This window comes from Maritimibacter harenae, assembly GCF_009882975.1.
GTDB classification, from domain to species: domain Bacteria; phylum Pseudomonadota; class Alphaproteobacteria; order Rhodobacterales; family Rhodobacteraceae; genus Maritimibacter; species Maritimibacter harenae.
The window spans coordinates 687,663-713,796 of record NZ_WTUX01000019.1; the positions used below are offsets into that span (position 1 = coordinate 687,663).

Sequence of the window (26,134 nt, forward strand, 5' to 3'; positions counted from 1 at the left end):
CCGGGCTGCCAGGCGGTGCGGGCTGTCGCCCGCGCCGGTCGAGCCGCGCAAACCGGTCCCCGGTTTTCGCGGCGGCGGGGGGCCAGCCCCCGTCGCGCCGGGGGCGCGACTCCCCCGGCGTATTTGGGGAACGGTGAGAGGGCGGACTTGTCCGTCGTGGCCGCGAAGGCTATCTCACGGCTGAAGATTGGGAAGGACACATGGCCGCGCAGACGAACGAAGAGAGGGCGAAATCCCGCAAGATCGGCGCGCTGGGAGGCCTGTGGCCGTTCCTCGCCCCCTACAAGCTGCTGCTGGTCGCCGCGATCCTGGCGCTCATCTTCACCGCCGCGATTTCGCTGATCATGCCGCTGGCCGTGCGCCGGGTGATCGACGGATTCGCGAGTTCTGCCGATGCGCTGCTCGACAAGTACTTCCTGGCCGCGATGGCGATCGCCGCGCTCCTGGCGCTGGGCACCGGGCTGCGCTACTACCTTGTCACCCGGTTGGGCGAACGGGTGGTGGCCGACATCCGCGAGGCCGTGTTCGCGCGCATGATCGGGATGAGCCCGGCGTTCTACGAGAAGATCATGACCGGCGAGGTTCTGAGCCGGATCACCACCGACACGACGCTGATCCTGTCGGTGATCGGGTCGTCCGTGTCGGTCGCCCTGCGCAACATGCTGATCTTCGCGGGCGGGCTGGTGATGCTGTTGCTCACCTCGGCCAAGCTGACCGGACTGGTCCTGTTGATCGTGCCGGTCGTGTTGGTGCCGATCATCGTGCTGGGGCGGCGGATGCGGGTTCTGAGCCGCGAGAACCAGGACTGGATCGCGCGCTCCTCGGGCAAGGCGTCCGAGGCGCTGTTGTCGGTGCAGACCGTGCAGGCCTTCACCCATGAAGAGCCGTCGCAGGAGGCCTTCGTCGAGGTCACCGAGGAAAGCTACCGCTCGGCGCGCAAGCGGATCACCACGCGCGCGCTCATGACGGTCATCGTGATCACCCTGATCTTCTCGGGCGTGGTCGGCGTGCTCTGGATCGGGGCGCGCGACGTGCGGGCCGACGAGATGTCGATCGGCGCGCTGGTGCAGTTCGTGATCTACGCGATCATGGTCGCGGGCGCCGTGGGCGCGCTGTCGGAGATCTGGTCGGAGCTGCAGCGCGCCGCGGGCGCGACGGAGCGGCTGGTCGAGCTTCTGCGCGCCGAGGACGAGGTGAACGACCCGGATGCGCCCAGGCACCTGCCCGAACCGGTGAGGGGCGAGATCGCGTTCCGCGACGTGTCGTTCCGCTATCCCGCGCGGCCCGATCACCTGGCGCTCGATCATGCCTCTCTGGAGGTGAAGCCCGGGGAGACCGTGGCGCTGGTCGGGCCATCGGGGGCCGGCAAGTCGACCATCATCCAGCTCTTGCAACGGTTCTACGATCCCAACGAGGGCACGGTCGAGATCGACGGCGTCGACCTGCGCGCGCTCGAGCGCTCGGAATTCCGCCGGCACGTGGCGCTCGTGCCGCAGGACGCGGTGATCTTCGCCGACACCGCGCGCGAGAACATCCGCTTCGGTCGGCCGGAAGCATCGGACGCCGAGGTCGAGGCGGCGGCCGAGGCCGCGGCGGCACATGATTTCCTGGTGAAACTGCCGGACGGCTACGACAGCTACGTGGGCGAGCGCGGCGTCATGCTTTCGGGCGGGCAGAAGCAGCGCATCGCGATCGCCCGTGCGATCCTGCGCGACGCGCCGATCCTGCTCCTGGACGAGGCGACGAGTGCGCTCGATGCCGAGAGCGAACGGCTGGTCCAGTCGGCCGTCGACGAGATGGCCAAGGGGCGCACCACGATCATCATCGCGCACCGGCTTGCGACCGTGAAGAAGGCCGACCGGATCGTGGTCTTCGAGGACGGCCGGATCGTGGCCCAGGGCACGCATGACGAGCTCGTGGCAGAGGGGGGACTCTACGCCCGGCTGGCGCGGCTGCAGTTCACCGACGGGATCGCGGCGGAGTAACGTGGCGGCGTGGGGCAGGTTGCCCCCAACGTCAATCTTGCGGCGAAGGAGCAAAAGCCCCATTTTCAACGAAATCACGCCGATCAACGGCGCCTGGGGAGGATCAATGGGACGTTACCAATTCAGCTCGCTCGAAGCGCGAAACGAGATCGAGGCCGAGAAGCCGTGGAGCGATCGGCGCCTGCCGACCACGATCTACGACCTGCTGTCGGATACGGTCGACAAGTTCGGTGATCGCGACGCGCTGTCGTTCCAGATCGAAAGCGGCCCCAAGGACAAGAAGGAAACGCTGAGCTGGCGTGAGCTGCACGACAAATCGGTGCAGACCGCGAACCTGTTCCGCTCCCTCGGGATCGGGCAGAACGATGTCGTCGCCTATGTCCTGCCGAATGCGAACGAAACGGTAATGACGCTGCTGGGCGGGGCCATCGCCGGGATCGTCGCGCCGATCAACCCGCTTCTGGAGCCGGAACAGATCGCCTCGATCCTGCGCCAGACCGGGGCGAAGGTCGTCGTGACGCTCCAAGGCTTCCCCAAGACGGACGTGGCCGAGAAGGTCCACAAGGCGATCGAGGATGCGCCGGACGTGGCCCACGTGCTCGAGATCGACCTGAACCGTTACCTCACGCCGCCCAAGAAATGGATCGTGCCGCTCATCCGGCCGAAGGTCAGCCCGAAGCATTCCGCCACGGTGCAGAACTTCAACGCGGCGATCGCGGGGCAGCCCAAGACGTTGACCTTCGAGGACGAGAAGATCGACCGGGTCGCCGCCTATTTCCACACCGGCGGCACGACGGGCATGCCCAAGGTCGCCCAGCACAAGTATTCGGGCATCATCTACAACGGCTGGATCGGGGCGAACCTGCTCTTCGACGAGAGCGACGTCCTTCTGTGTCCGCTGCCGCTGTTCCATGTCTTCGCGGTGCATGTCGTGTTCATGGCCGTGTTGACCGCCGGGTCGCACGTGGTGTTCCCGACTCCCGCCGGCTACCGCGGCGACGGGGTGTTCGATAACCTCTGGAAGCTGATCGAGCGTTACGGCGTGACCTTCGTCATCACCGTGCCGACGGCGATCTCCGCGATGATGCAACGCCCCGTGGATGCGGACGTGTCGACGCTCAAGGTGGCGTTCTCGGGGTCCGCTCCGCTGCCGCGCGAATTGTTCAACCGCTTCGAGAAGGCGACCGACGTCAAGATCGTCGAGGGTTACGGCCTGACCGAGGCGACCTGCCTCGTTTCCTGCAACCCGACGGACGGGGTGAAGAAGATCGGATCCGTCGGGATCCCGTTCCCCTACACGGACGTGAAGATCTACCACTGCGATGCGGACGGAAACGTCACCAAGGAATGCGGCGTGGACGAAGTGGGGGAGATCTGCGTGTCGAACCCCGGCGTCTATGTCGGCAAGACCTATACCGACGAGACCAAGAACAAGGGGCTCGTGGCGGCCGACAAGTACCTGCGCACCGGCGATCTGGGGCGCATCGACGAGGACGGCTACCTGTGGATCACGGGCCGGGCCAAGGACATCATCATCCGGGGCGGACACAACATCGACCCCGCCGAGATCGAGGAAGTGCTGGCCGGACATGACGCGGTGGCCTTCGTGGGGGCCATCGGCCAGCCGGACCCGGTGGCGGGCGAACTGCCTTGCGTCTTCGTGGAACTGGTCGAGGGGGCGACGGTGACCGAGGCAGAGCTTCTGGACTACGCCAAGGCCAACATCACCGAGCGCGCGGCCGTGCCGAAGTACATCGAGATCATGGACGAGCTGCCGAAGACCGCCGTGGGCAAGGTGTTCAAGCCGGACCTGCGCAAATCCTCGATCATGCGTGTCTACAACAAGGCGCTGTCCGAGGCGGGGCATGACGCGCAGGTGGTCGAGGTGGTCGAGGACAAGACGCGCGGTCTCGTCGCCAAGATCGAAGCGCAGGGCGACGTGGACCGGGCGGCCGTCGAGAAGACGCTGGGCGAATTCACGCGGCCCTTCGACTGGGTCAACTGATCGGCGGGGCGCCCGCCCGGGCGCCTCAGATCAAGCGATAATCCTTGGCGCGCTGGATGGCTTCGGCCGTCGTGCGCGCGAAGAGTTTGCCGCGTGCCGTCGTCAGGCGGGCCTTGAGCGCACTTTCCGATATGCCCAGCCGCGCGGCCCCCGCCGCGTAGCGGTCGCCATCCGCGATGACCTGGAGCGCCTCGCGCTCGGCGGGCGTGAGGTGGTCGGGGGGCTTGGTTTCGTGGTGCAGCCGCAGGACGATGCCGGTGATTGCCGAGATTTCCTCGTCGTCGAATTCCCGGTCATTGCGCGCGAGGCCCGCGATCGTGCGCAGCGTGAGTGGTCCGCAGGACACGCAAACGCCGTAGCCCAGCCCGAACTCTGCTGCCTCGTTCATGATCCCGAACGGGTCGGGCAGGTCGATGTCGCTCCACCGTGTCGCGCCACTGTGGGCCAGACCCCAGGCGATCATCGGGTCGCGCAGGGCGTAGGCGTTGCGCGTGTAATGGTCCATCCACGCAGGATCATACGTCTGGAACATCATGAGGGGCGCCGCGAAGCGGAAGTGAAGCCCCAGTACGTAGCCGGCCGGGGCGAGCTCCCCCAGTTCGTTCAGCAATGCGTCGATGATCTGATTCCGGCCCATGATTCCAAGTTAGTTATGCGGTGCAGGTGGTTACAACCGTCTACCGCGCGCCATGGCAGGGCTGCACGGGGGCATGAAAGGCCGAGGTGGCGTGCAAGGGCCGGCCGGGCAGGGTTGTGCAGAGCGGGTCGGGGTCCTTATGTAGGCGCTCACGCGAGACAGGATGCGAGGATACGGGCAATGCGCAACGCGGCACTCACGCTTGGCGTGATCGGGGGACTGATCGCGATGGTGGTCGGCTTCTTCAGCTACGGTTACACCGAGGTCACGGCGCGCCATGCCGAGATCGGCGAGGCGTTCGGATTCGTCCAGAACGAGCAGTTGATCCGCGTGTCGAGCTTTCTTGCACCGCTCCTGGCGATCGCGGGCGGCGCGATGGCGCGGATCCGGGCTCTCTGGGGCGGCATCCTGATGCTTCTGGCGGGGGCGCTGATCTACCATGCCTTCGGCTTCGGCGTCTTCACCATGTTCCCGATCGGGTTCTGCCTTGTGGGCGGTCTTCTCGCGATCGCGGCCGGCCGGCCGGATGAGCCGAAATCGCATTTCTGACGGTGTTGCGTCTTTGGTCTCAGTGACCCGCGGCGCGCACCACAGAAACGAGCGTGAGCCAGAGCACCGTGGCTTCCTGCCTGAACCCCGCGCGGCGGATGTAGAGTGCGTCGCGGCGCGCCTTGGCCCGGAACGCGTCCATGCCTTCGGCGTATCCCAGCGTCACTTGCGCAAGCCCGCTGATGCCAGGACGCACCACGTGCCGTTCGCGGTAGCGCGGCACCGACATCGCGTATTCACAGGCGTGGGAATAGAGGTCGGGGCGCGGCCCGATGAAGCTCATGTCGCCCTTCAGCACGTTGATGACCTGCGGCAGCTCGTCCACCCGCAGCTTGCGCATCAGCCGGCCCAGCGGTGTGATCCGGTCGCGCTCGAGCCCGTCGTGCGCCTTGCGGGCGGTCGACGCGGCTTTGCGCATGCTGCGGAACTTGTAGATCTTGAAGGGCCGCATGTGGCGCCCCATCCGCTCCTGGCTGTAAAGCAGCGGGCCCGGATTGAGGAACGGGTTCAACACGAACAGCACGATCCCGCTCGCGATCATGACGGGCAGCAGCAGAATACCGAGGACGATGTCGTAAAAACGTTTGACAGCCCAGAAAATTCGCTGGTGCGTCCCATTCCGTTTATTGATTATTTTGAACCGAGGGCTTTTTTCAAAATCTTCAGCCCAGTTGTCGACAAAAATCGTCATGGCGCGGCACCCCTCCGCGTGATTTCTTAATAAATGATTTCCCCGGAAACCCAAAAAGCCGAAGGGCACGAATTAAGTCAAGGCGACGGCGCGCGAATTCCCTTCAGGGCATACCAAAGAGTGTTCCCCTTTGTATAGGTGCCAAAAACCTTACCAAATTATTGAGGCCCTGACGTCCGTTTGATCCAAAATGGAGTTGGAATTCGGCGGTGGCCGGGACGTGATTTGGCGACCGGCACGCCCGATTCGGTGGCTTATCCTTCGCGGCCCCTGCCGATCGCGATGGCCGCTTGGCCGATGATCAGCGGGACGATGCTGAACGCACCGGCGCACAGCAGTCCGGTCCAGCCGGGGAAGGGAAGTCTCAGCACGTCGGACAGGAGGGGGATCGAAACGGCGCCCCCGACGAGGGCCAGGCACAGGGCGAGCGCACCCCAGACGTAGGGGTTGGCCACGATGTCGTTGCGCCAGGCCGTCGTATCCGTCGCGCGCACGTTGAACACGTTCCAGAGCTGGCCGGCGGCAAGCGTGAGGAAGGCCACGGTCACCGCTGCCGGGGCCGGCACGTCGAGGCCGAAAAGGGCGAAGCCGAACGCGCCCAGCGTGGCGAGGGTCAGCGACAGGCCCAGAAGACCCACGCGCCACCACTGCGGGCCCGCCATGATCGCCTCGTCCGGGTCGCGCGGCGGACGCTGCATCTCGCGCCCGTCGCCCTTGCCCAGCCCAAGCGCGAAGGCCGGGAAGACATCTGTCACGAGATTCAGGAACAGGATCTGAAGGGGCAGGAGCGGTGTCGGCAGGCCGATGGCGACCGCGAGCCCGACAATGGCGACCTCTGACAGGTTGCACGACATCAGGTAGACCACGAACTTGCGGATGTTGGCGAAGATGATCCGGCCCTGCCGCACCGCTTCGATGATCGTCGTGAAGTCGTCGTCGCGCAGCACCATGTGGGCGGCCTCCTGCGCAACCTGGGTGCCGCGTTGGCCCATCGCGATGCCGATGTCCGCTTTCTTGAGCGCCGGGGCGTCGTTCACGCCGTCCCCGGTCATCGCGACCACCTGGCCTTCGTCCTGGTAGAAGGCCACGAGGGCAAGCTTGGTGGCCGGGGCGATGCGCGCGAAGACATGGGTTCGCCGCAGGAGATCGCGGGTTTCGTCGGCCGCGGTCGCAGGATCGAAACCGTCCAGTTCGTCTCCGCCAAGAACCGGGGCGTCGGCGGCGGCGATCCCGGCGTCCGCAGCGATGCGCGCGGCAGTGTCCGCGTGGTCGCCCGTGACCATGATCACGTCGATCCCGGCGCTTCGGCAGGCCTCGATCGCGCCGGGGATTTCGGCGCGCAGCGGGTCGGACAGGCAGGCGATGCCGACCAGCGTCAGGTCGTCGTAGGGCTCGTCCGACCCGGATCCGGTCGTCTTGGTGGCGAGGGCGAGGTTGCGAAAGCCCGCCTGTGCCGCCCGGCTCGCCCGCTCGACCCATTCTTCCCGGTCCTCCGCGGTCAGGCGGCCGGGGCCGTCCGCGCCCGCCACGCGCGTGCAAAGGGGCAGGAGAGCCTCTGGCGCCCCCTTCACGGCAAAGAGGTAGCCCGCCTCGACGGCATGGACGGTGGCCATCATCCGGTGCGTCGGGTCGAAGGCGTGCTGCGTGGTCGGATCGGGGTCGGCAACGTCGACCCGGGCTTCTCGGGCCGCGCGCAATAGCGCGAGTTCCATTGGGTCGCCCGCGCCCTTCTCGCCGTCACCGTCCAGCTCCGCGCTGGTGCACAGCGCCCCGATGCGCAGCGCCAGGCCGAGCGTCGTCCCGGCGGGTCCCTCGGAGGGAAAGGGCTGGTCGCCGTCCGCCAAGAGGTATCGCTCCACGCTCATGCGGTTCTCGGTCAGGGTGCCGGTCTTGTCGGTCAGGATCAGCGTGGTGGCCCCCAACGTCTCGACCGAGGACAGGCGGGTGATCAGCGCATTGCGCCGCGCCATGCGCCACATGCCGCGTGCGAGCGTCAGGGTCGCGACCACCGGCAACCCCTCGGGGATCGCGGCGACGGCAAGGGCCACGCCGGTCTGGATCATGGTTCCGATGTCGTGCCCGCGCGCGATTCCGGCCGCGATCATGGCGCCCGCAAGCACCAGCGTCAGCCAGATCAACCGCCGTCCGAGTTGCTCGAGCCTGACCTCGAGCGGCGATACGCCCGATTCCGCCTCGAGCGCGAGGCCGGTGATGTGGCCGAGCTCGGTGGCCATGCCGGTCGCCACGACGACGCCAAGCCCCGTGCCCCGGGTGACGGCGGTGCCCTTGAAGGCCATGTTGACGCGGTCGCCCAATGCGGGCTTGCCGTCCAGGGGGTGCGTGGACTTGGTGACCGCGCCCGACTCGCCCGTCAGGACGGATTCGTCGCAGGTGAGGCCAGCCGCCTCGATCAGCCGCAGATCCGCGGTCACGACGTCACCGGCCTCGAGCACCACGAGGTCGCCGGGGACCACGTCGCGCGCATCGATCATCCGGTCGGAGCCGTCGCGGCGCACGCGCGTGCGGACCTCGCCGAAATGGATGAGCGCTTCCATCGACCGGGCCGCGCGGTACTCGGTCCAGAAGCCGATGGCGGTGTTGAGCACGAGGACGAGCAGGATCGCCGCCGCTTCGACCATGTCGCCGATGACGAAGGAAAAGACGACCGCGGCGGCGAGCAGCCAGATTATGACGCTCTTGAGCTGATGGCCCAGGATCTGTGCGATGCTGCGCGGTTTCTGCTGGCGCAGACGATTGGGACCTGCCTCGCGCAGGCGCGCCTCGGCTTCGTGCGCCGACAAGCCCCGGTCCGCGTCGGCGGACAGGCGCGCGCAGACCTCGTCCGCCGCCAGCGCGTGTGGCGTCTCGACCGTCGGGATCATGATGTTCCGCAACCCGTTCTACCGCTCATCAAGGCAGTCTTCCCGATGATCGCGACGTCGGCAATGGCCGGCGGTCATCCGGTGTAGGCAAGCGCCTTCAGAAGCGCGGCGAGGAGCGCGTGGGGCAGGGTGGGTCCGCGTCCGACGCCAAGGTACTCGTCGTCGTCGCGCGAGGCGGACTGGCGCAGGGCGCAGGTCCAATGCCCGTTGGGCTGCCGCGCGACGCCTTCCATCGACACGCTCCAGCCGGTCCGGCATTCGGATACCAGCGCCAGCACGTCGTCCGTGCGGTCCAGCGCGGCGCGCTCGATGCCGGCGCCGATGGCGTCGGTCAGGGCCTCCTGCACCCGCTCCGCAAGCGCGTCGTCGAGGGCAAGCGCGGCTTCGACTTCGTGGGCCAGGTTGGCAAGCGTTTCGTTCATGGCATGTCCTTTCGCCCCGGATCCTGCCCCGGCCCGGCGGCGTTCTGCCTTGAGGCAGATCAATGCAGGGCGCCCGCGCATCCCTACCGTGGCCCTCACCTTGAGACGGGAAGGACCGGGCATGGCACGTGAAGCCGAAGTCATCGCATTCGAAAAGCTGCGCCGCGCCGACGTGGCGATCGTGGGCGGCAAGAATTCGTCCCTGGGCGAAATGGTGCAGTCGCTGGGCGACATGGGAATCCGCGTGCCGCCGGGCTTCGCGACCACCGCCAACGCCTTTCGCCGGTTCATCGAGGAGAACGACCTCGCCACGGTGATCCGCGATACGCTGGCGGCCTATGCGGACGGGCGCATGACGCTTCACAAGGCGGGCGAGACGATCCGGGCGGCCATCGTCGCGGGCCATTGGCCCGAGGAGACCGAGGCAGAGATCCGGGAGGCCTACCGCGCCCTGTCCAAGCGGGCGGGGAGCGACGACGTGTCGGTCGCCGTGCGCTCCAGCGCGACGGCGGAAGATCTGCCGGACGCGAGCTTCGCGGGCCAGCAGGAGACCTTTCTCAACGTGGTGGGCGAGGATGCGCTGCTCGTCGCCTGCCGCAAATGCTTCGCCTCGCTCTTCACCGACCGCGCGATTTCCTATCGCGAGGCCAAGGGGTTCGATCACCTCCAGGTCGCGCTGTCGGTCGGCGTGCAGCAGATGGTGCGCTCGGACATCGGGGGGTCGGGCGTCATGTTCTCGATCGACACCGAGACGGGCTTCGACAAGGTCGTGCTGATCGACGCGGTCTGGGGTCTGGGCGAGAACATCGTGCAGGGCATCGTGACGCCCGACGCCTACCAGGTCTACAAGCCGTTCCTCGACGACCCGGCCCTGTCCCCGATCATCGAGAAGAAGCGCGGGGCCAAGGAAAAGAAGATGATCTACGCGGGCGCGGGGGAGGAAAACCCCGTGCGCAACGTGCCCACGTCCAAGGCCGAGCGCGCGCGCTTCGTCCTGACGGACGACGAGGTGATCGCGCTCGCCCGAATGGCCGCGACGATCGAAACGCACTACGGCGTGCCGATGGACATGGAATGGGCGAAGGACGGGGTCACCGGCGAGCTCTTCATCGTCCAGGCGCGCCCCGAAACGGTGCAGTCGCAGGCGGGCGCCTTGTCGCTCCACCGCTTCTCGGTCGGCGCGCATGGCGACACGGTGGTGAGCGGGCTGGCGGTCGGTGACAAGGTCGCGACGGGCCGTGTCTGCCTCATCGACAGCCCGGAAGATATCGACAACTTCGTCGACGGGGCCGTGCTGGTCACCGCGAACACCGACCCGGACTGGGTGCCGGTGATGAAGCGCGCGTCGGCCATCGTCACCGATCACGGCGGGCGCACGAGCCATGCGGCCATCGTGAGCCGCGAACTGGGCGTGCCCGCTGTCGTGGGCTGCGAGAACGCGACCTACCTGCTGCACGACGAGCAGGAGGTGACGGTGAGCTGCGCCGAGGGGGACGTGGGCTTCGTCTATGACGGAACGGCCGAGGTCACGGTCGAGGACCTGGACCTGTCCGACCTGCCGGAAACGAAAACGAAGGTGATGCTGAACCTCGCCAACCCCGCGACCGCGGCGCGCTGGTGGCGGTTGCCGGCGGACGGGATCGGGCTGGCCCGCATGGAATTCGTCGTCGCGAACACGATCCGCGTTCACCCCGAGGCGCTGATCCATTTCGACAAGGTCGAGGACGAAGACGAACGCGCCGAGATCGAGGCGCTGACCGAAGGCTACGACGACAAGACCGACTATTTCGTGGACCGGCTGGCGCTTGGGCTCGCGCGGCTGGCCGCCGTGGCCTACCCGAACCCGATGATCCTCAGGATGAGCGACTTCAAGACCAACGAATACGCCGACCTGCTGGGCGGCGCGCCGTTCGAGCCGGTCGAGGCCAACCCGATGATCGGTTGGCGGGGCGCGTCGCGTTATTACGACCCGGCCTATCGTGACGGCTTCCGGCTGGAATGCCGCGCGGTGCGCAGGCTGCGCGAAGAGATCGGGTTCGACAACGTGATGGTGATGATCCCCTTCTGCCGCACGCCCGAGGAGGCCGACCGGGTCATCGCGGTCATGGAAGAGGAAGGGCTGGTGCGCGGCAAGAACGGTCTCCAGACCTACGTCATGTGCGAGGTGCCCTCGAACGTGGTGCTTGCCGAGGATTTCGCGGCCCGTTTCGATGGTTTCTCGATCGGGTCGAACGACCTGACGCAGCTCACGCTCGGGATCGACCGTGACAGCGACAAGCTGGCCCCCTTGTTCGATGAACGCCACCCGGCGGTGGAGTGGATGATCCGCACGGTGATCGAGAAGGCGCACGGGGCCGGGGCCAAGGTCGGCCTGTGCGGCCAGGCCCCGTCGAACTACCCGGAATTCGCGCGGGTGCTCGTCGATGCCGGGATCGACTCGATCTCGGTGGTGCCCGACAGTTTCGTGCATGTGAAACGGCACGTGGCCGACGCGGAGTAGGGGACGTGATCGCGCCGGGCGTCAGACACAATCATGGACATGAATGAGTGAATGAGAGAGACTGGAGCGACAGGCTTTTTCAACATCCGGGAGATGACCCATGCGTATTTTCGCACCCCTGCTGACCGTCGCCGCCGCCACCATCGTGGGCATCGCCCAGGCCGAGCCGGTCGGCATCACCAAGGACATGATGAGCGTCGAGGTCCAGACGCCGGATGGTCCCGTCGAGATTTCCCGCGTGCAGGACAACGAGGCGGTGATCGAGGGCGAATTCGCCAAGATCGCGCGCCCGTGCCCGGTTTTCTGCATCCAGCCGATCATTCCCGCCGAAGGCGTGACGCCGATCGGCGAGCTCGAGGTTCTCGAGTTCCTGAATGACCCGGCGGTGGTGGTCGTCGATGGGCGCGTGCCCCGGGACTTCGCCGGCGGGGCGATCCCGGGCGCGGTCAACATCCCCTACACCGAAGCCGCCGACCGGCTGGGTGAACTGGGCTGCGAGCCGGACTTCGATGGCTGGATCTGCGACGGCGAGGACGTGAAATCGGTCGCGCTCTATTGCAACGGGCCGTGGTGCGGACAATCCCCGACCGCTGCCCGCCGGATGATCGAGGCGGGCTACCCGGCCGACAAGATCTACTACTACCGTGGCGGGATGCAGAACTGGCGGATGCTGGGCCTGACCGTTTCGGACCCGACCGAGTAGGCCTTACCGCTCACGTATCCTCGAAATAGGCCTGCGTCCCGCGCGCTTCCACCGATTGCGCGATACGGCGCAGGCCGTGGACGTAGGCCGCGTCGCGCAGCGACAGGTTCATCTCGTTGTGGAGCGCCCAGATCGCCTGGGCTTCGGTCTCCATCGTCGACTTCAGCTGGTCGCGCACGCGGGATTCGTCCCAGTAGAAGCCCGACCGGTTCTGCACCCATTCCAGGTGCGACACCGTCACCCCGCCGGCATTGGCGAGGATGTCGGGAATGATCTTGAAGCCCTTCTCGGCCAGCTTGGTGTCTGCCTCGGGCGAAATCGGGCCGTTGGCCATCTCGAGGATGATGGGGGCCTTGATGCGCTCCCAGTTGTCCATCGTGATCTGGCGTTCCAGCGCGGCGGGGATGAGAATGTCGCAGTCGAGCTCCAGCAGCTCAGCGTTCGTGATCTCGCGGGTCGAGCCGTGCCCGGCCGCCCCGGTAACGCTGCCGGTTTCGTGCTTGTGCTGCATCACCGCCAGCGGATCGAGCCCTTCGGCGTCATATATTCCGCCCGAGGAATCGGTGACGGCGACGATGCGGTACCCGTCGGCGTGCAGGAGCTTGGCGCAATGGTAGCCCACGTTGCCGAAGCCCTGGATCGCGACCGTGGCGGTGTTCGGATCGATCTCGAGCACGCTTTCAAGCTGGCGCAGGGCGTAGTAGCCGCCGCGCGCCGTCGCATCCACGCGCCCCACGGTGCCGCCGAAGGCGAGCGGCTTGCCGGTGATCGCGCTGGGAGAAGCCTGGCCTGAGATCGAGCTGTATTCGTCCGACATCCAGGCGATGACGATGCCATTGGTGTACATGTCTGGCGCCATGATGTCGCGGTCCTGCCCGATGAAGGGAGCGAAGGCCTCGATATAGGCGCGGCTGAGACGTTCGAGCTCGACCGTCGACAGCGCCTTCGTGTCGACGCAGACGCCGCCCTTGCCGCCACCGAAGGGAAGGTTCGCCACCGCGCACTTGAAGGTCATCCAGAAGGCGAGCGTCTCGACCTCGTCGCGGCTCACGTTGGCATGGAAGCGCACGCCGCCCTTGGTGGGACCGCGCCGGTCGTTGTAGCGGCAGCGCCAGGCCTTGAAGGCGCGGCGGCTGCCGTCGTCCATGCGGATCAGGAGCGTGGCGTAGAGCGTCTCGCGCGGGAGCTTGAGCTCCTCGAACACGTCCGGGTGGATGTTGAGCCGGTCGCAGGCGGCGCTCAGGCTCGACCGGGCCTTGCCCAGCATGCCCTCGTCTTCCCGTGCCGCGTTCGCGTCGCTGTTCTGGTCCGGTGCCATGTGGTCCTGTCCTTGTTGAACGTGTGTCTTGCGCCGGCGCCGGTCAGCCGAAGACGATCGGCGCCATGAGGTAGCCCAACCCTACCGCAACCACGATGCCGATGACATCCAGCGGAGCGCCGGCCCTGAGCATGTTGCCCCGTGTGACGGTTTCGTGGCTGAACACGATGGCGTTGGGCGGGGTCGCGACGGGAAGCATGAAGCCCACCGAGGCGGCGAAGGCGAGGGGGAGCATGAATTGCACGGGCTCAGCGCCCAGCGACATCGCGATCGCGCCGGCGATGGGCAGGAAGATCGCGGCCATTGCGGTGTTGCTGGCCAGCTCGCCCACGTAGACGATCATCGCGGCGATCAGCCCCAGAAGCAGGAGGATCGGCAGTGCGGAGAACGCGTCCACGGTGCCGGCGAGCCACGCGGCGAGCCCCGAGGTCTCGAGGATCGTGGCAAGCGCCAGCCCGCCGCCGAAGAGGATCAGCACGTCCCACCGCAGCGTGGCCGCAGTCGGCCAGTCCAGCAGACGCCCGCCGTCGCCCGACGGCAGCATGAAGAGGACCAGCGCCGCCGCGATGGCGATGCCCGCGTCCGACAGCGCGAGACCCGGGAACACGAGCTCGATCAGCGGCCGGGTGAGCCAGGCGCCGGCGGTCAGCCCGGCCACGAGCGCCACGCGCTTCTCCGCCGTCGACATGGGTGGGCGGGCCCGGTCTGATCCGGCCTTGATCTCGGCCCCGCGCAGGCCCGGCGAGAAGACGACGAGCGAGCCCCATGTCACGACCAGCAGGACCAGCGCGACCGGGACGCCGATGGCCGCCCAGCGGGCGAAGCCGATCTCGATCCCGTAGGTCTGGCCCACGAAGCTCGCGAAGATCGCGTTGGGTGGCGTGCCGATCAGCGATCCCATGCCGCCGATCGTGGCGCCATAGGCCACCCCCAGCATCAGGGCGGTGCTGAAGGCCCGCGTCCCCGATTGGGCGCCTGCGATGGCGGCGGCCACCGGGGCGACGACCATGGCGGAGGCCGTGTTGCTGATCCACAGGCTGAGGAACGCGGTGGTGCCCATGATCGCGGCCAGTACGCGGGCCGGGTTCTGGCCGGCGATCCCGAGCAGTGAATAGGCCAGCCGTTCGTGAAGCCCCGATTTCTCGATGGCCTTGGCCAGCAGGAACCCCCCGAGAAACAGGAACACGATGGGTTCGCTGAACGGGCGCGCAACGGTCTCGAGCGGGGCGATCCCTGCAAGCGGCGCCACGGCCAGCGGCAGAAGCGCGGTGGCGGCGAGGGGGACCGGCTCGGTCAGCCACCACAGCACCATCGCGAGCGCAAGGCCCGAGGCGCGCCACCCGGCTTCGGGAATGGCCTCGGGCGCCGGCAGGAGCACGGGGATGACGAGCAGGAGGAGGCCGGCCGACAAGCTGAGGGTTCTGGCGGTCATCGTGGGGACCCGTTGGTTGCGGCAGGGCGGGATGGCCATTGGCCCGGACCCGATAAAACGCGGGGACGGCGGGCAATTCAAGTCATCGCTCCTGCGGCCCCGCGCCGCGCCCGGCCTCGCGTTGATCTACGTCATCGCGGCGACACCGAAGCCTGTCATCATGCACTCACTTGGATTTTCACGCAGAGGAATTGACCATGGAAGACGTCGAGAAGTTGTTGAAAGGCACGGTCGAGGAGTTGGAGAAACTGCTCAGTGCCAAGAATGTCCTGGGCGACCCGATCGAGCGCGACGGGGCGACCATCATCCCGATCGTGAGCTACGGCTTCGCCTTCGGCGCCGGGGGCGGCAGCGGCCAGCAATCCGGCAAGGCCAGCGGCACGGGCGGCGGCACCGGCGGGGGTGGCGGGATCAAGCCCCTTGGCGCGATCATCATCGACGGCGATGGCGCGCGGGTCGAAGGCGTCCAGGGCGCGGTGTCCGCGATCGCCGATGTCGTCGGACAGGCTGCGGCGAAGGCCATCGACCGGGCGGCGGCCGCGGCGACACCGGGTGACAAGGCCGGGTAAGCCGCATGGTGGCCCTCCTTTGGGTGCTTCTCGCGCTCCTGGCGCTCATCCTCGTCGCCCTGTCGCTGCCGGTCCACGTGTCGGGTACGGCCCGGCTGGGGCCCGATCCCTCGCTCGACGTGGGGTTTCGGCTGCTGGGCGGGCTGTCGCCGCGCATCGCGCTGCCGGGGCCTTCGAGTGTGGACAGGCCGCGCGAGCGCAAGGCCCGAAAGCCGCGCGACAAGGCACGCAGGCGCAGGGGTCCGTCACGCGACCTGGTGATGCGCGGTCTCAAGGCCGCGCCCGCCCTGGTCATGGGGGAATTACGGCAGGTCCACGTCGACCGCTTCCGGTTCGACGCCGATTTCGGGTTGGGCGATCCGGCGGAGACCGGCGAGCTCTACGGCTGGCTCTGCCCGCTTCTCTTCGCCACGCCGCTCCGGCGCGCCGACTTCGACCTGCGGCCGGACTTCACCGCGCGGCGGTTCGACGGGCAACTCGACCTGTCCCTTCATTTCACCCCGATCCTGCTGGCAGGCCCGGTGCTGGGCTTCGCCTGGCGGGTCTTCGTGCGCCGATGATCCGCTACGACGTCATACCTGGGCCACGGGTCGGGGCATGGCGCGTCGCGGTGCTCAAGGCCGTGCGGGTGGAGGGGGAGGCGGGCCCCCGGCACCGGGCGTTTCGGGCGGGGCTGGGGGCCGTGGCGGTCTTTCTTCTGCGCGGGGATGAGGTCGTTGCGCGGGACCCGGCGGGCCGTCCCCTCGACCTCACGGTTCTGGAAGACCTCTACCCGGACCTGCGCGCGGAGCTGATGGCGCAGGAATAAGTGCCGCATACGCCGCGTCAGAACCCGCGGGCCGTCTTTTTCACCTATCCTTTCGGAATGTCTCGTGTCATCGCCGTGGCGTCCCGCGGCGCCTGCCGGTCCGGTCCGCGTTGGCCACGGTCCGGCCTGGCCATCGCCGCACCCGGTGGAGCCGACGGCGCGAATGATCTACGATTCCGAAATGACCCATGACGTCACCCAAGAGGACACCCGCGCCTGGCGCCTGTCGGCAGGTTCGCGCGTTACGGTGGTGTTCCTGCTCCTGTCCGTGCCCTGGATCCTGCTGGGCGACTACCTCGTGGGGACGATCAGCACGGGTGACGAGGGCCAGCTGTTCCAGACGCTCAAGGGGTTGTTCTTCGTGGTCGTCTGCTCGGCCGTGCTCAAGTGGATGGTCGACCGCCACGAGTCGCGCATGACCGGCGTTCTGTCACGCGAACGCGCTCTGCGGCTGCAGCTCGAACGCGCTGAACGCGTCGGTGAATTCGGGAGCTGGCAGCGCGACCTCGACACCGGCGAAGGGTCGACCAGCAGCGAGATCCGCGAGATCCTGGGCTGCGACGGCGGAGCGTTGGAAGACTACGCCGCAGCGCTGCGCGACCGTCTGCACCCCGAGGACCGGGACCGGGTGGAAGCGGCGCGCGCGACGCTGCTGGCGGAGCGCGCCATCGACCTCGAGTACCGGATCGTGCGGCCCGACGGGGACGAGATCTGGCTGCGCGAACGCGCCGAGGTCGTGCGGGACGAAGCCGGCCGCGACCGCTTCGCCGTGGGCACGGTCCGCGACATCACGCGCCTCATGCAGGCCGAAGAGAAGAAGCGCGAGGCCCAGGAGATCGCCGAGCAGCGCGGGGCGCTCGCGCGGATGGCGGCGGAGAAGGCGCATTTCGGCGGGTGGCGCTACGACGTGGCCACGGGGCTCGAGACCTGGACGGAAGGCACGGCCCGGATCCGCGGACTCGAAGAGGTCGACACCATCACGCCCGAGGCGGCGATGGCGCCCTACGTGGAGCGCGACCGGGAGAAGATCGCCCGGCTGTTCAGGGCCTGTGTGGCCGAGGGCGTTCCTTTCGACGACACCTTCCGCATGATACGGGAGGACGGCGACGCCGTGACCGTGCGCACCATCGGTGAGCCGGAATACGACGCGGATGGCCGTATCACGGCCGTGCAGGGCGCGGTTCAGGATGTCACCGACCTGGTCGAGGCCCGCGAAGAGGCTGACCGGCGCAACGCCGAACTCGAGAGCGTCTTGTCGGCGATCGGCGACGGGTTCGTCACCGTCGACCGCAATTGGTGCTTCACCTTCGTCAACCGGCGCGCGGCCCGGCTGACGGGACATGAGCCGGAAGAGCTGATGGGCCACGACCTTTGGGAGGCTTTCCCGGAAGCGCGCGGCTCGGTGTTCGAGCGCAAATGCCACGCGGCGATGCAGTCGGGCAAATCCCAGGTCGCTGTCGAGTACGAGCCGTCGGAAGGCACGTTCCTCGAAGCGAACATTCATCCGCTGCCCGAAGGCGTCGCGATCTATGTCACCGACGTCAGCGCGCAACATCGCACGCGCCGTTGGCTCGAACTCCTCGAAGCGGCGGTGGACAGCACCGACGACATCGTGGCGATCGTGGAGACGGGTCCCGACGGCGGGCCGCAGGACGCGCGCACCATCTACGTCAACCCGGCCTTCGCCTGGCAGCTGGGCATTCCGAAGGACGACGTGATCGGCCAGTTGCCGTGGTTCCTAAACAAGGACACGGTGAACGCGCCCGGGATCGAGAACATCGAACGCGCCTTCGCACGTGGCGTGCCGGGACGCGCGGAGCTCTTCACCCGCACCCGCGACCGGGCCGGACGCTGGTTCGAACTGCGCACGACCCCGATCCGGGACGCGCAGGGCAAGGTGCGCCACTGGGTGGCGATCCACCGCGACATCACCGAGCGCAAGGGCTACGAGGAGCGCATCCTTCAAAGCGAGGAACGCTTCCGCCTGATCAGCCGGGCCAGCAGCGACGTGATCTGGGACTGGGACATCGAAACCGGTTCGTTCTGGCTCAGTGACAATTACGAGGACGTCTTCGGCTTCGACATCTCCGACGAGCCCTCGACGTTCGAGGCCTCGATGGCGCGCATTCACCCTGACGACCAGGCGCGGATCCGCGAAAGCCTGGAGGAAACGATCCAGAGCGATCGCGTGACCTGGTCGGGCGAGTACCGGGTGCGCAACGCCGATGGCGGATACTCGATCATCGAAGAACGCGCCTTCGTCATCCGGGACGGGACCGGCAAGGCCGTGCGCATGGTGGCGGGCATGACGGATGTGACCCGCATCCGGGCGCTTGACCAACGACTGATCGAGGCCGAAAAGCTTGAGGCGATCGGGCACCTGACCGGCGGAATCGCCCACGATTTCAACAACCTGCTGACGATCATCCTGGGCACGACCGACCTTCTGCTCGAAGACCTGGAGGACGCGCGGCAGCAGAAGATGGCCCGCGTCACGATCCAGGCGGCCGAGCAGGGGGCGCAGTTGGTCGACGCGCTGCTGGCCTATTCCCGGCGACAGCCGCTCACGCCGGAGCCGGTGGAAGTGAACACGCTGATCTCGCAGTCCCTGCCGCTTTTCCGCAAGGGGATCGACGCGGGGATCGAGATCCACCACCACCTGAACGCGCCCCAGGCCGACGTGCTGGCGGATCCGGGCCGGCTGCAGTCGGCGCTGCTCAACCTCGTGCTCAACAGCCGCGACGCGACGGGCGAGCGCGGGACGATCACCATCCGGACAGAGGCGATCGACCACGACGGCACGCCCGGCGCGGACGGCGACGACCGGCCCGCCGGTCGCTACGTCGCGATCCACGTGATCGACGACGGCGCGGGGATGGGCGCGGAAACGCGCGAGCAGGCGTTCAAGCCGTTCTACACCACCAAGCAGCCGGGGAAGGGCACGGGTCTTGGCCTGAGTTCGATCTATGGCTTCGTGAAGCAATCGGGCGGTCACGCGCGCATCTGTTCGGAGCCGGGGAGGGGCACGACGGTCAGCATCCTGCTGCCCTTGAGCGAAGCGCCCGCCGCGCGGGGGAAGGAGGCGGCGTATGCCGGCGCGTCGCCGGTCGCGCATATCCTGATCGTCGAGGACGATGCGGCGCTCCGCGCACATGCGGTGGAACTGGTCGAAAGCCTTGGCCACGAGGTATCGGTCGCCGAGGATGCGGATGCGGCGCTGGAATACCTTGAGCATCAGCCCGACGTGACGCTGATGTTCACCGATGTGGTGATGTCTGGAAGCATGAACGGGGACGAACTCGCGCGGATCGCGCGTGCGCGTCATCCCGGCCTGAAGGTGTTGTTCACCTCGGGATACACGCAGGACGCGTTCATGTCCGACGGCCGGTTGGAACCGGGTATCGACCTGCTCGTCAAGCCCTACCGGCGCGAGGCGTTGCAGCAGAAGCTGAACGAAATCCTCGCCGGGTGATGCGGGCGGTCAGCGCGTCCGCATCCTGAACCGTTTGTCGTCCGTGCGCACGACGCGCAGGTAGGGCAGCAGCATCTTCGAGACCGAGCCGAAGGTGCGCACCACTTCGAGTTCGCAGCGATCATCGGCGATGATCACCGGGTCGTCGTCGAGCCAGTCCCCGGGTGTCGCCGCACCTGTGTTGTCGCGCAGCTGCAGGGCCTCGATCACGCGCAGCGTCTCTTCGATACTCCGGCCGATGAAGATCGGGTATTCGAAGATCATCCGGATGCGCATCTGCGGATCGATGATGAAGGATTTCCGGATCGGCCACTCGGTGTGCTCCTTGGCGTGGTTCATCCCCAGGACCTCGGACACCGCCCCCTCGGGGTCGTGCGCCGTGGGGAACCAGATCGGTTCGCCGTAGAAATCCTCGATGTCCTTGTGCCAGGCCACCTGCTCGTCGATGGACGACACGGTGAGTCCCAGCGCCTTGGCGCCCAGCGCCTCGAAATCCGCCCGGTTGGCGGCGATGGATCCCAGCTCCGTGGTGCAGACCGGCGTATTTGCGGCCGGATGGCTGAACAGCAGCACCCAGTGCCCGTCGGCCCAGTCCCAGAAATCCAGGAGGCCATGCGTCGAATCGACCACGAACCGCGGAAAGATGTCCCCGATTTGCGGCAGCCATTTCACCGTGCGGCGAAATGATTGGGGAATACGCATCGGGGAGCCGTCTGCCCCGCGCGGCGCGAAGAATTGCATAGTCATGGAAAACCACCCTTTCATTCGCCATGCACTTGTTGTAGCGAACGGTCTATCGACGAATGGCGTCAGAAATTTCCAATCAAATCGTTAATGTTTTCAAGATTGTTTGAATTGCGTCGGGATTCCGGCAATTAAACAGCCGTTACACGTCATTATTCAATCACTTGAACAAAATCCTTAATCAGGTCTCCGCGGAGAACATGTAACCGGCCCCGCGGATCGTCTTGATCACTTCGCGTCCGGTCCGGTCGCTGAAGAGCTTGGCGCGCAGGCGCCCGATCAGCCCGTCGATGGTCCGGTCGTAGGCGGACCAGTTGGGCCCGCGCAGGCGGTTCATGATTTCCTCGCGCGACAGGACCACGTTGGGCGGGGTCGTCAGCGCGACCAGCAGGTCGAATTCCAGCGTCGTGAGATCGACGGTCGAGTCGTCGGGCTGGCGCACCGTCCGCGCGCCGCGGTCGATGGTGAGCCCGCAGACCTCGTAACGCCGTTCGGGCGCCTGGGGCTGCTCGCGTACGTCCGGGATGCGCCGCGACACGGCCTTCACCCGCGCGCGCAGCTCGCGCATGCGGAACGGCTTCGAGATATAGTCATCAGCCCCCACCTCGAGCCCGAGCACCGTGTCGATCTCGTCGCGCCGGCCGGTGACAAGGATGATGCCGCCGTTCGTCTGCGGACGCAGGTCGCGGGCGATGTCGAAGCCGTCGCCGTCCGGCAGGTTCACGTCGATCAGGAACAGGTCGAACACGTCCTGCTGGAACATCGCATAGAATTCCTGCGCGTTCGAGCAGCACCGCGTCCTGTGACCGTCCGCGCGCAGGCCTTCCGTGAGGATGTCCTGCACGATGGAATCATCTTCGAGGATCAGGATCTCGAGATTTGTCATGGCGTCCCTCGGCCGGGTTCAGGTGTTGATCAACAGGAAAGACGTCTAAACAAACCACCGTACGCAAAGCTCCGCCTCGCCCGGTTGTGCGCCCGGCAATCGCCGGGTCCGGCGACAAAAATATGATTCGCCGGTGCAAGTAAAAACAGGTGACACACTTGCCCGCTCGAGGCAACGCGCGCCGAAGTCCGTCGGCAAACAACCGCTCCGTGTCCTGTGGTCACACCCAATATGTCGTGTGTCAATTGGAAATCCCGTCCATTTTGCGGGGTGGGGAGGCCTGTTGTCGTTTGAATTATCGGGAAAAATTCCGTGTCTCACTGGGAGGGCACCAGTCCGCCACCGGTCCGGGCCACGCAGGCGGAGTCGCCTGATACGGGAAAAGGGGCCGACGACCTGCCGGTTCGTGGACGCCCGTGAAATACAGGGTCCCGCCGTGACGTCGCGTCGCCGCATCCGCCCCGCGGGGGCGCACGTCGATGGACCGGGGGGCGGTCATGCTCTAACCTTTCGGGAGCGGGGAAAACTGGCCCTGCAGGGGAGGAGTTATTATGTCGCGTACCATTTTCTTTGCCATCGCCAGTGCGGCCATCGCGATGTCCTGCATCGCGGCGCTCATGGTCATGACCGGGCGCTGGGAACAGGTCCGGGGCACACCGTTGACCGCGGACGTGGTCCTGAACGAGGTGGCGGTGCCCTCCGACTACAACATCGACCCCGTGGTGATCTCGAAGGAGCTCGTCGCGCGCATGCAGAACAGGTCGCAGAACGACCTGGCGCTCAACATCCTGCTGGGCGACGAGGGCAACGCGCTTTTGCGGGATCGGGCCGTGCCGCGGCTGGTGAATCCGGGCGTCGTGCGCCGCATGGTGCAGGAAATGGAGGGGCTGGGGAGCGTGATCGCCTTCGCCGACTACCACAGTTACGGACGCGTCACCGTCACGAACCGCAGCGACACGGCGCTGGAAGACGTGGCGATGACCCTTCCGACAGCGCTCCGGGCCGAGCGGGACGGCGAACGGCTCGCGCTCGGTGAGCACGACGACGCGCTGGCCTCGGTCACGCTCGGGCGGATGGAGCCGGGCGCGGCGCAGACGATCTCGGTCTGGTTCGCCGCCGACCCGGGCGTCATCTCGGGGCGTGCGTCGGATATGCGGGTTGGGGCTGACGCCGGGGTGCGCGGTGCGGTGCGTACCTACCAGGCTTCGACCCGCTGGAACGGCTCCGAGCTCCAGGTGCGGCCCTGGGCGCGCTGGCTGGTGGCGGGGATGCTGACCGCGGTGACCGTGGCGGCGCTTGCGGCCCTTGCGCTGCTCCTAGTGACGGCGATCCGGCGGGCGCGCGTCAGCCGCGCTTGATGCGCCCGATCGCCCCGCGCGAGGGATCGTAACCCCAGGCGGCCAGCGCGAAGGCCGCCAGCGCGACCCCGGCGACGACGAGCGCGGACAACGCGTTGAACTGGCCGTAGGCGGCGAAGCGGATCAGCTCGACGCCGTGGGTGAAGGGGTTGAAGCTCGCGATCCAGAACAGTGCCTCGGCCCCGCTCTCGCGCAGTTTCCACAGCGGGTAGAGGGCCGAGGACATGAAGAACATCGGGAAGATCACGAAGTTCATCATGCCCGCGAAATTCTCGATCTGGCGGGCGTAGACCGAGATCAGCAGCCCGATGGAGCCCAGCATCAGCCCGGTCAGGAAGATCGCGGGCAGGATGTAGAACATCCCCCAGGCGGTCATGTAGAAGCCGAAGACCGCCGCGAGCCCAAGGAAGACGTAGATCTGCCCGGCCGCGAGGATCGTCGCCCCGAGGATCTTGGCGAAGAGCAGGAATGACCGGGGCAGGGGGCTGACCAGCATGACGCGCATCACCCCCGCCTCGCGGTCGTAGACCATCGAAAGCGCGGATTGCATGCATTGGAAGAGCACGATGATGCCGCACAGCCCCGGCAGGATGTACTCCTGGTAGGGCGTGTAGGTCTCGTAGGGTTCGATGATCGAGATGCCCAGCAGGTTCTGAAGGCCTGTCGCGAAGATGAACAACCACAGCGACGGGCGCACGATGGCCGAGATCAGCCGCTCGCGCTGGCGCACGAACTTGAGCACCTCGCGTTCGGTGACGGCATAGAGCCCGAGGAGGTAATTGGCGCGGGTGGCTTCAGTCACAGGTGAACTCGGCCTCGTCCTGGCCCAGCGTGTCGAGCGTGTTGGTCTTGTGCAGGAACCCGTCGATCGGGGCGATGTCGATGATCGCGTTGTGCGTGGACAGCAGGATCGGCATGCGCATCTGCCCGCTCCAGGGTCGGAAAGACATGGGCACGCCCTTCGATCCGTCGAGCCGCAGATCCTCGGAACGCAGGAACGCCTCGACCCCGTCGGGTCCCGGCTCGCGTGCCTTGGTGTAGGCGGTGAGCACCGCGCGTGCGGCAATCCAGGTTGACCAGTCCTGCCAGGACATGCGCCGGCCGTCTTCGGAGCGGTCCTCGAACCGCGAATTGACCTGCGGCGCGCCGTAGCGCTCCAGGGCCCAGTGCCATTCCAGCGCGACCAGCCCGGTGGCGCCGATCACGGGGCGGGGCAGGGCCGTCTGGTATTCGACGTAGCGGGAATATTCTCCGAAATCGTCGGCGATGAAGATCACGTCGTAATCGCCCACGCCGCCGGTCACGAGCATGATGTTGTTTTCCTCGCGCCGCGCCGGATTTGTGGAGAGGTCGAATTCGCGGGTCTCGATGATGTCGACACGCATCCGGGCCGCCGCCTCGGCGAAGGATTGCGCGCGCACCTGGTCACGCTCGGGTTCGCCGTGCAGGCTGAGCACGTTGGTCCACTTCTGCTTCACAAGGTGCTGGATCAGCGCGTCCGAGGTCATCCGGTCGGAGGCGGCCGTGTGAAGAAGGTTGGCATGACACGCGGTGCGCAGCGCATCCTCGGGTGCGGTGGTGTTGAGGAGCGTGACCTCCGTATCGGCAAGCTCGGTGGCCAGCGCCGCGACGCTGGCGGCCGGAAGGTCGAGCACGATGTAGCGCGCCCCGTCCGCCACCATCTGGCGGGCCCGCTCGAGCAGCGCATCCTGCGTCACGCGGTCCCCGTCGAGGGTCACGCTCATGTCGCGGGCGTCGAGCAGGAAGCTCATGTCCTCGATCGCGAGCTCCACCCCGGTGCGCGTGTTGCCCTGCGGGCGCAGGGGAATGCGGGCATAGGCGAAGTCTTCGTCGAAGCGCGGGTCGTCCTCGAGGCTGAGGTAGCCCAGCCGAACCTCGCGCGCCTCCTGCGCCCCGGCGGGGCCGGCCAGCGCACAGGCCATGAGGAGGGGAAACAACCAGCGCATCAGTCGTCGATCACCACCGTGTGCGGCACGCGTCCGACCGGGATGGACNTGTTTCGTCGCGGTTCAGCGCGACCGACCACGCGCGTTCGCCCACCAGCACGTAATCCTCGAGCTCCTTGGTATGCGCGTCGATGATCGCGATGTGGTTGGCGCGCCCCAGGCTGATGATCCCTGTCTCTCCGTCTTCGGTCAGCGCCATGCCCACGGGCGTCACGTCCACGGGGCGAAAGCCCGGCGGCTGGAATTCCAGAACGTCCTTGATCTCGTTCGTTTCGCGGTCGATCACGTAGATCTCGCTCGACAGTTCGGCCGAAACCCACAGCTCGTTCGTGTCCGGGGTGAGCACGAAGCGGCGGGGCCGGGTGCCTACGATGATGTTGTCGGTGACGACGCCCGCCTCGGGATCGACGACGTGGACCATGTCGGCCACTTCCGAGGTCACGTAGACGGTCGACCCGTCGTCGGTCTGGATCACCCCCTCCGGCTCGGCGCCGGTGGGCACGTCATGGACCACGATGCGGCTTTCCATCTCGATCACCTCGAGCATGGAGTCCTCCTCGTTGGAGACATACATGAACCGCTCGTCCGGCGAGAAGGCAAAGACCTCGGGGCTGGGCCCGGTCGGGATCTGGTCGACCACCTCCAGCGTCTCGACATCGATCACGTCGATCACGTCGTCGTCGCCGCAGGCCANTGCGAGCCCGGCGGCCAGACAGAAAGCGAAGATGCCGTTCTTCATCAGCGCACCACGAACGTGCCGGCGATGCCGCGTTCCTCGTAGCCGGGGACGTAGAAGTCGTAGTTGCCCGGGCGGATCGGGACGAACCAGATGTCGATTGTGCCCGCGTCGTCGAACTCGACCGAGTGAAGGCCAAGAGGCTTCACCTCGAGATCGTTGATGACGACCTGGTTGACCCAGGAATTGCGGAACAGGTCAGGCGCCATGAATTGGAACTCCTCGCCGCCGTCATGGACGATGCGCCAGCGGTAATACTGGCCGGTCTCGAGCTCGAATTCGTTCACCGAAAGCGTGAGTGCCGCGCTGTCGATGACCATGTCCTCGAGCCGCGTCGCGTCGGAGGCCAGGTTGCCTTCCGCAAGCGTCGCGACAGGCATCGTAACAGCGATGGCCAACGCCGTGCCGCACACAAGTCTCTTCATCATAAACCTCCCTTTTCACGGGANNGGTTAGATGTGCTCCGGGCT

22 protein-coding genes are annotated in these 26,134 nt (G+C 66.8%); 10 read left to right on the forward strand and 12 right to left on the reverse strand.

Going from position 1 to position 26,134, the window contains the following annotated elements:
* Window positions 1-200 precede the first annotated feature (200 nt).
* Both GQE99_RS18055 and GQE99_RS18060 read left to right on the forward strand, forming a co-directional pair.
* Entirely contained in the window at window positions 201-1,985 is a 1,785-nt protein-coding gene (locus GQE99_RS18055) for an ABC transporter transmembrane domain-containing protein (protein WP_161353134.1), read from the forward strand.
* 106 nt (window positions 1,986-2,091) lie between these two features.
* Window positions 2,092-3,990, forward strand: coding sequence for an acyl-CoA synthetase (locus GQE99_RS18060; protein ID WP_161353137.1), 1,899 nt, complete (start codon window positions 2,092-2,094; stop codon window positions 3,988-3,990).
* 25 nt (window positions 3,991-4,015) lie between these two features.
* Here the strand turns inward: GQE99_RS18060 and GQE99_RS18065 are convergent, their stop codons facing one another.
* Window positions 4,016-4,627 carry a helix-turn-helix transcriptional regulator gene (locus tag GQE99_RS18065; RefSeq protein ID WP_161353139.1) on the reverse strand — a complete coding sequence of 204 codons (612 nt, stop codon included), beginning with the start codon at window positions 4,625-4,627 and terminating at the stop codon, window positions 4,016-4,018.
* 180 nt (window positions 4,628-4,807) lie between these two features.
* On the opposite strand from GQE99_RS18065, the gene GQE99_RS18070 reads away from it, so the two are divergent.
* Window positions 4,808-5,176, forward strand: coding sequence for a hypothetical protein (locus GQE99_RS18070; RefSeq protein ID WP_161353141.1), 369 nt, complete (start codon window positions 4,808-4,810; stop codon window positions 5,174-5,176).
* Between the two features lie 19 nt (window positions 5,177-5,195).
* Here the strand turns inward: GQE99_RS18070 and GQE99_RS18075 are convergent, their stop codons facing one another.
* The 3 genes from GQE99_RS18075 to GQE99_RS18085 all read right to left on the reverse strand — a co-directional run bounded on the left by GQE99_RS18075 (window position 5,196) and on the right by GQE99_RS18085 (window position 9,171).
* Window positions 5,196-5,867 (reverse strand): sugar transferase, encoded by a 672-nt coding sequence (locus GQE99_RS18075; protein WP_161353143.1) that lies wholly within the window; start codon window positions 5,865-5,867, stop codon window positions 5,196-5,198.
* Between the two features lie 254 nt (window positions 5,868-6,121).
* A complete protein-coding gene (locus GQE99_RS18080) occupies window positions 6,122-8,749 on the reverse strand; it encodes a cation-translocating P-type ATPase (RefSeq protein WP_161353144.1) in 2,628 nt (875 codons plus the stop codon).
* Window positions 8,750-8,823: 74 nt separating this feature from the next.
* A complete protein-coding gene (locus tag GQE99_RS18085; RefSeq protein WP_161353146.1) occupies window positions 8,824-9,171 on the reverse strand; it encodes a hypothetical protein in 348 nt (115 codons plus the stop codon).
* 121 nt (window positions 9,172-9,292) lie between these two features.
* On the opposite strand from GQE99_RS18085, the gene ppsA reads away from it, so the two are divergent.
* Both ppsA and GQE99_RS18095 read left to right on the forward strand, forming a co-directional pair.
* Window positions 9,293-11,671 (forward strand): phosphoenolpyruvate synthase, encoded by a 2,379-nt coding sequence (ppsA, locus tag GQE99_RS18090; protein WP_161353148.1) that lies wholly within the window; start codon window positions 9,293-9,295, stop codon window positions 11,669-11,671.
* Between the two features lie 100 nt (window positions 11,672-11,771).
* Complete coding sequence (locus GQE99_RS18095) at window positions 11,772-12,374, forward strand: rhodanese-like domain-containing protein (RefSeq protein ID WP_161353150.1); 603 nt, start codon at window positions 11,772-11,774, stop codon at window positions 12,372-12,374.
* A 10-nt stretch (window positions 12,375-12,384) separates the two neighbouring features.
* Here the strand turns inward: GQE99_RS18095 and GQE99_RS18100 are convergent, their stop codons facing one another.
* Both GQE99_RS18100 and GQE99_RS18105 read right to left on the reverse strand, forming a co-directional pair.
* Window positions 12,385-13,692 carry a Glu/Leu/Phe/Val family dehydrogenase gene (locus tag GQE99_RS18100; protein WP_202530883.1) on the reverse strand — a complete coding sequence of 436 codons (1,308 nt, stop codon included), beginning with the start codon at window positions 13,690-13,692 and terminating at the stop codon, window positions 12,385-12,387.
* A gap of 43 nt (window positions 13,693-13,735) precedes the next feature.
* Entirely contained in the window at window positions 13,736-15,124 is a 1,389-nt protein-coding gene (locus GQE99_RS18105) for an SLC13 family permease (RefSeq protein WP_202530885.1), read from the reverse strand.
* 197 nt (window positions 15,125-15,321) lie between these two features.
* On the opposite strand from GQE99_RS18105, the gene GQE99_RS18110 reads away from it, so the two are divergent.
* From GQE99_RS18110 to GQE99_RS18125, 4 genes are all read left to right on the forward strand, one after another.
* The gene (locus tag GQE99_RS18110; RefSeq protein WP_161353154.1) at window positions 15,322-15,693 is read left to right on the forward strand and encodes a GerW family sporulation protein; all 372 of its coding nucleotides are present in this window, start codon (window positions 15,322-15,324) and stop codon (window positions 15,691-15,693) included.
* 5 nt (window positions 15,694-15,698) lie between these two features.
* Window positions 15,699-16,253, forward strand: a complete 555-nt coding sequence (locus GQE99_RS18115) for a DUF2953 domain-containing protein (protein WP_161353156.1) — start codon at window positions 15,699-15,701, stop codon at window positions 16,251-16,253.
* Window positions 16,250-16,501, forward strand: a complete 252-nt coding sequence (locus tag GQE99_RS18120; protein WP_161353157.1) for a hypothetical protein — start codon at window positions 16,250-16,252, stop codon at window positions 16,499-16,501. The genes GQE99_RS18115 and GQE99_RS18120 overlap by 4 nt, the downstream gene beginning before the upstream one ends.
* A gap of 163 nt (window positions 16,502-16,664) precedes the next feature.
* Window positions 16,665-19,973 carry a PAS domain-containing protein gene (locus GQE99_RS18125; RefSeq protein ID WP_161353159.1) on the forward strand — a complete coding sequence of 1,103 codons (3,309 nt, stop codon included), beginning with the start codon at window positions 16,665-16,667 and terminating at the stop codon, window positions 19,971-19,973.
* 9 nt (window positions 19,974-19,982) lie between these two features.
* Here GQE99_RS18125 and GQE99_RS18130 read toward each other — a convergent pair whose 3' ends face one another.
* Both GQE99_RS18130 and GQE99_RS18135 read right to left on the reverse strand, forming a co-directional pair.
* Window positions 19,983-20,738 carry a redoxin domain-containing protein gene (locus GQE99_RS18130; protein ID WP_328794188.1) on the reverse strand — a complete coding sequence of 252 codons (756 nt, stop codon included), beginning with the start codon at window positions 20,736-20,738 and terminating at the stop codon, window positions 19,983-19,985.
* A gap of 160 nt (window positions 20,739-20,898) precedes the next feature.
* On the reverse strand, window positions 20,899-21,603 hold the full coding sequence (locus tag GQE99_RS18135; protein WP_161353162.1) for a response regulator transcription factor: 705 nt from the start codon (window positions 21,601-21,603) through the stop codon (window positions 20,899-20,901).
* Between the two features lie 551 nt (window positions 21,604-22,154).
* Here GQE99_RS18135 and GQE99_RS18140 point away from each other — a divergent pair.
* The gene (locus GQE99_RS18140) at window positions 22,155-22,961 is read left to right on the forward strand and encodes a hypothetical protein (RefSeq protein WP_161353164.1); all 807 of its coding nucleotides are present in this window, start codon (window positions 22,155-22,157) and stop codon (window positions 22,959-22,961) included.
* Here the strand turns inward: GQE99_RS18140 and GQE99_RS18145 are convergent.
* From GQE99_RS18145 to GQE99_RS18160, 4 genes are all read right to left on the reverse strand, one after another.
* Window positions 22,948-23,763 (reverse strand): ABC transporter permease, encoded by an 816-nt coding sequence (locus tag GQE99_RS18145; RefSeq protein WP_161353166.1) that lies wholly within the window; start codon window positions 23,761-23,763, stop codon window positions 22,948-22,950. The genes GQE99_RS18140 and GQE99_RS18145 overlap by 14 nt on opposite strands.
* Entirely contained in the window at window positions 23,756-24,904 is a 1,149-nt protein-coding gene (locus GQE99_RS18150; protein WP_161353167.1) for a type 1 periplasmic-binding domain-containing protein, read from the reverse strand. The genes GQE99_RS18145 and GQE99_RS18150 overlap by 8 nt, the downstream gene beginning before the upstream one ends.
* Before the next feature lie 34 nt (window positions 24,905-24,938).
* Window positions 24,939-25,667, reverse strand: a complete 729-nt coding sequence (locus GQE99_RS18155) for a beta-propeller fold lactonase family protein (protein ID WP_202530886.1) — start codon at window positions 25,665-25,667, stop codon at window positions 24,939-24,941.
* On the reverse strand, window positions 25,667-26,089 hold the full coding sequence (locus tag GQE99_RS18160) for a cupredoxin domain-containing protein (protein WP_161353169.1): 423 nt from the start codon (window positions 26,087-26,089) through the stop codon (window positions 25,667-25,669). The genes GQE99_RS18155 and GQE99_RS18160 overlap by 1 nt, the downstream gene beginning before the upstream one ends.
* Window positions 26,090-26,134 lie beyond the last annotated feature (45 nt).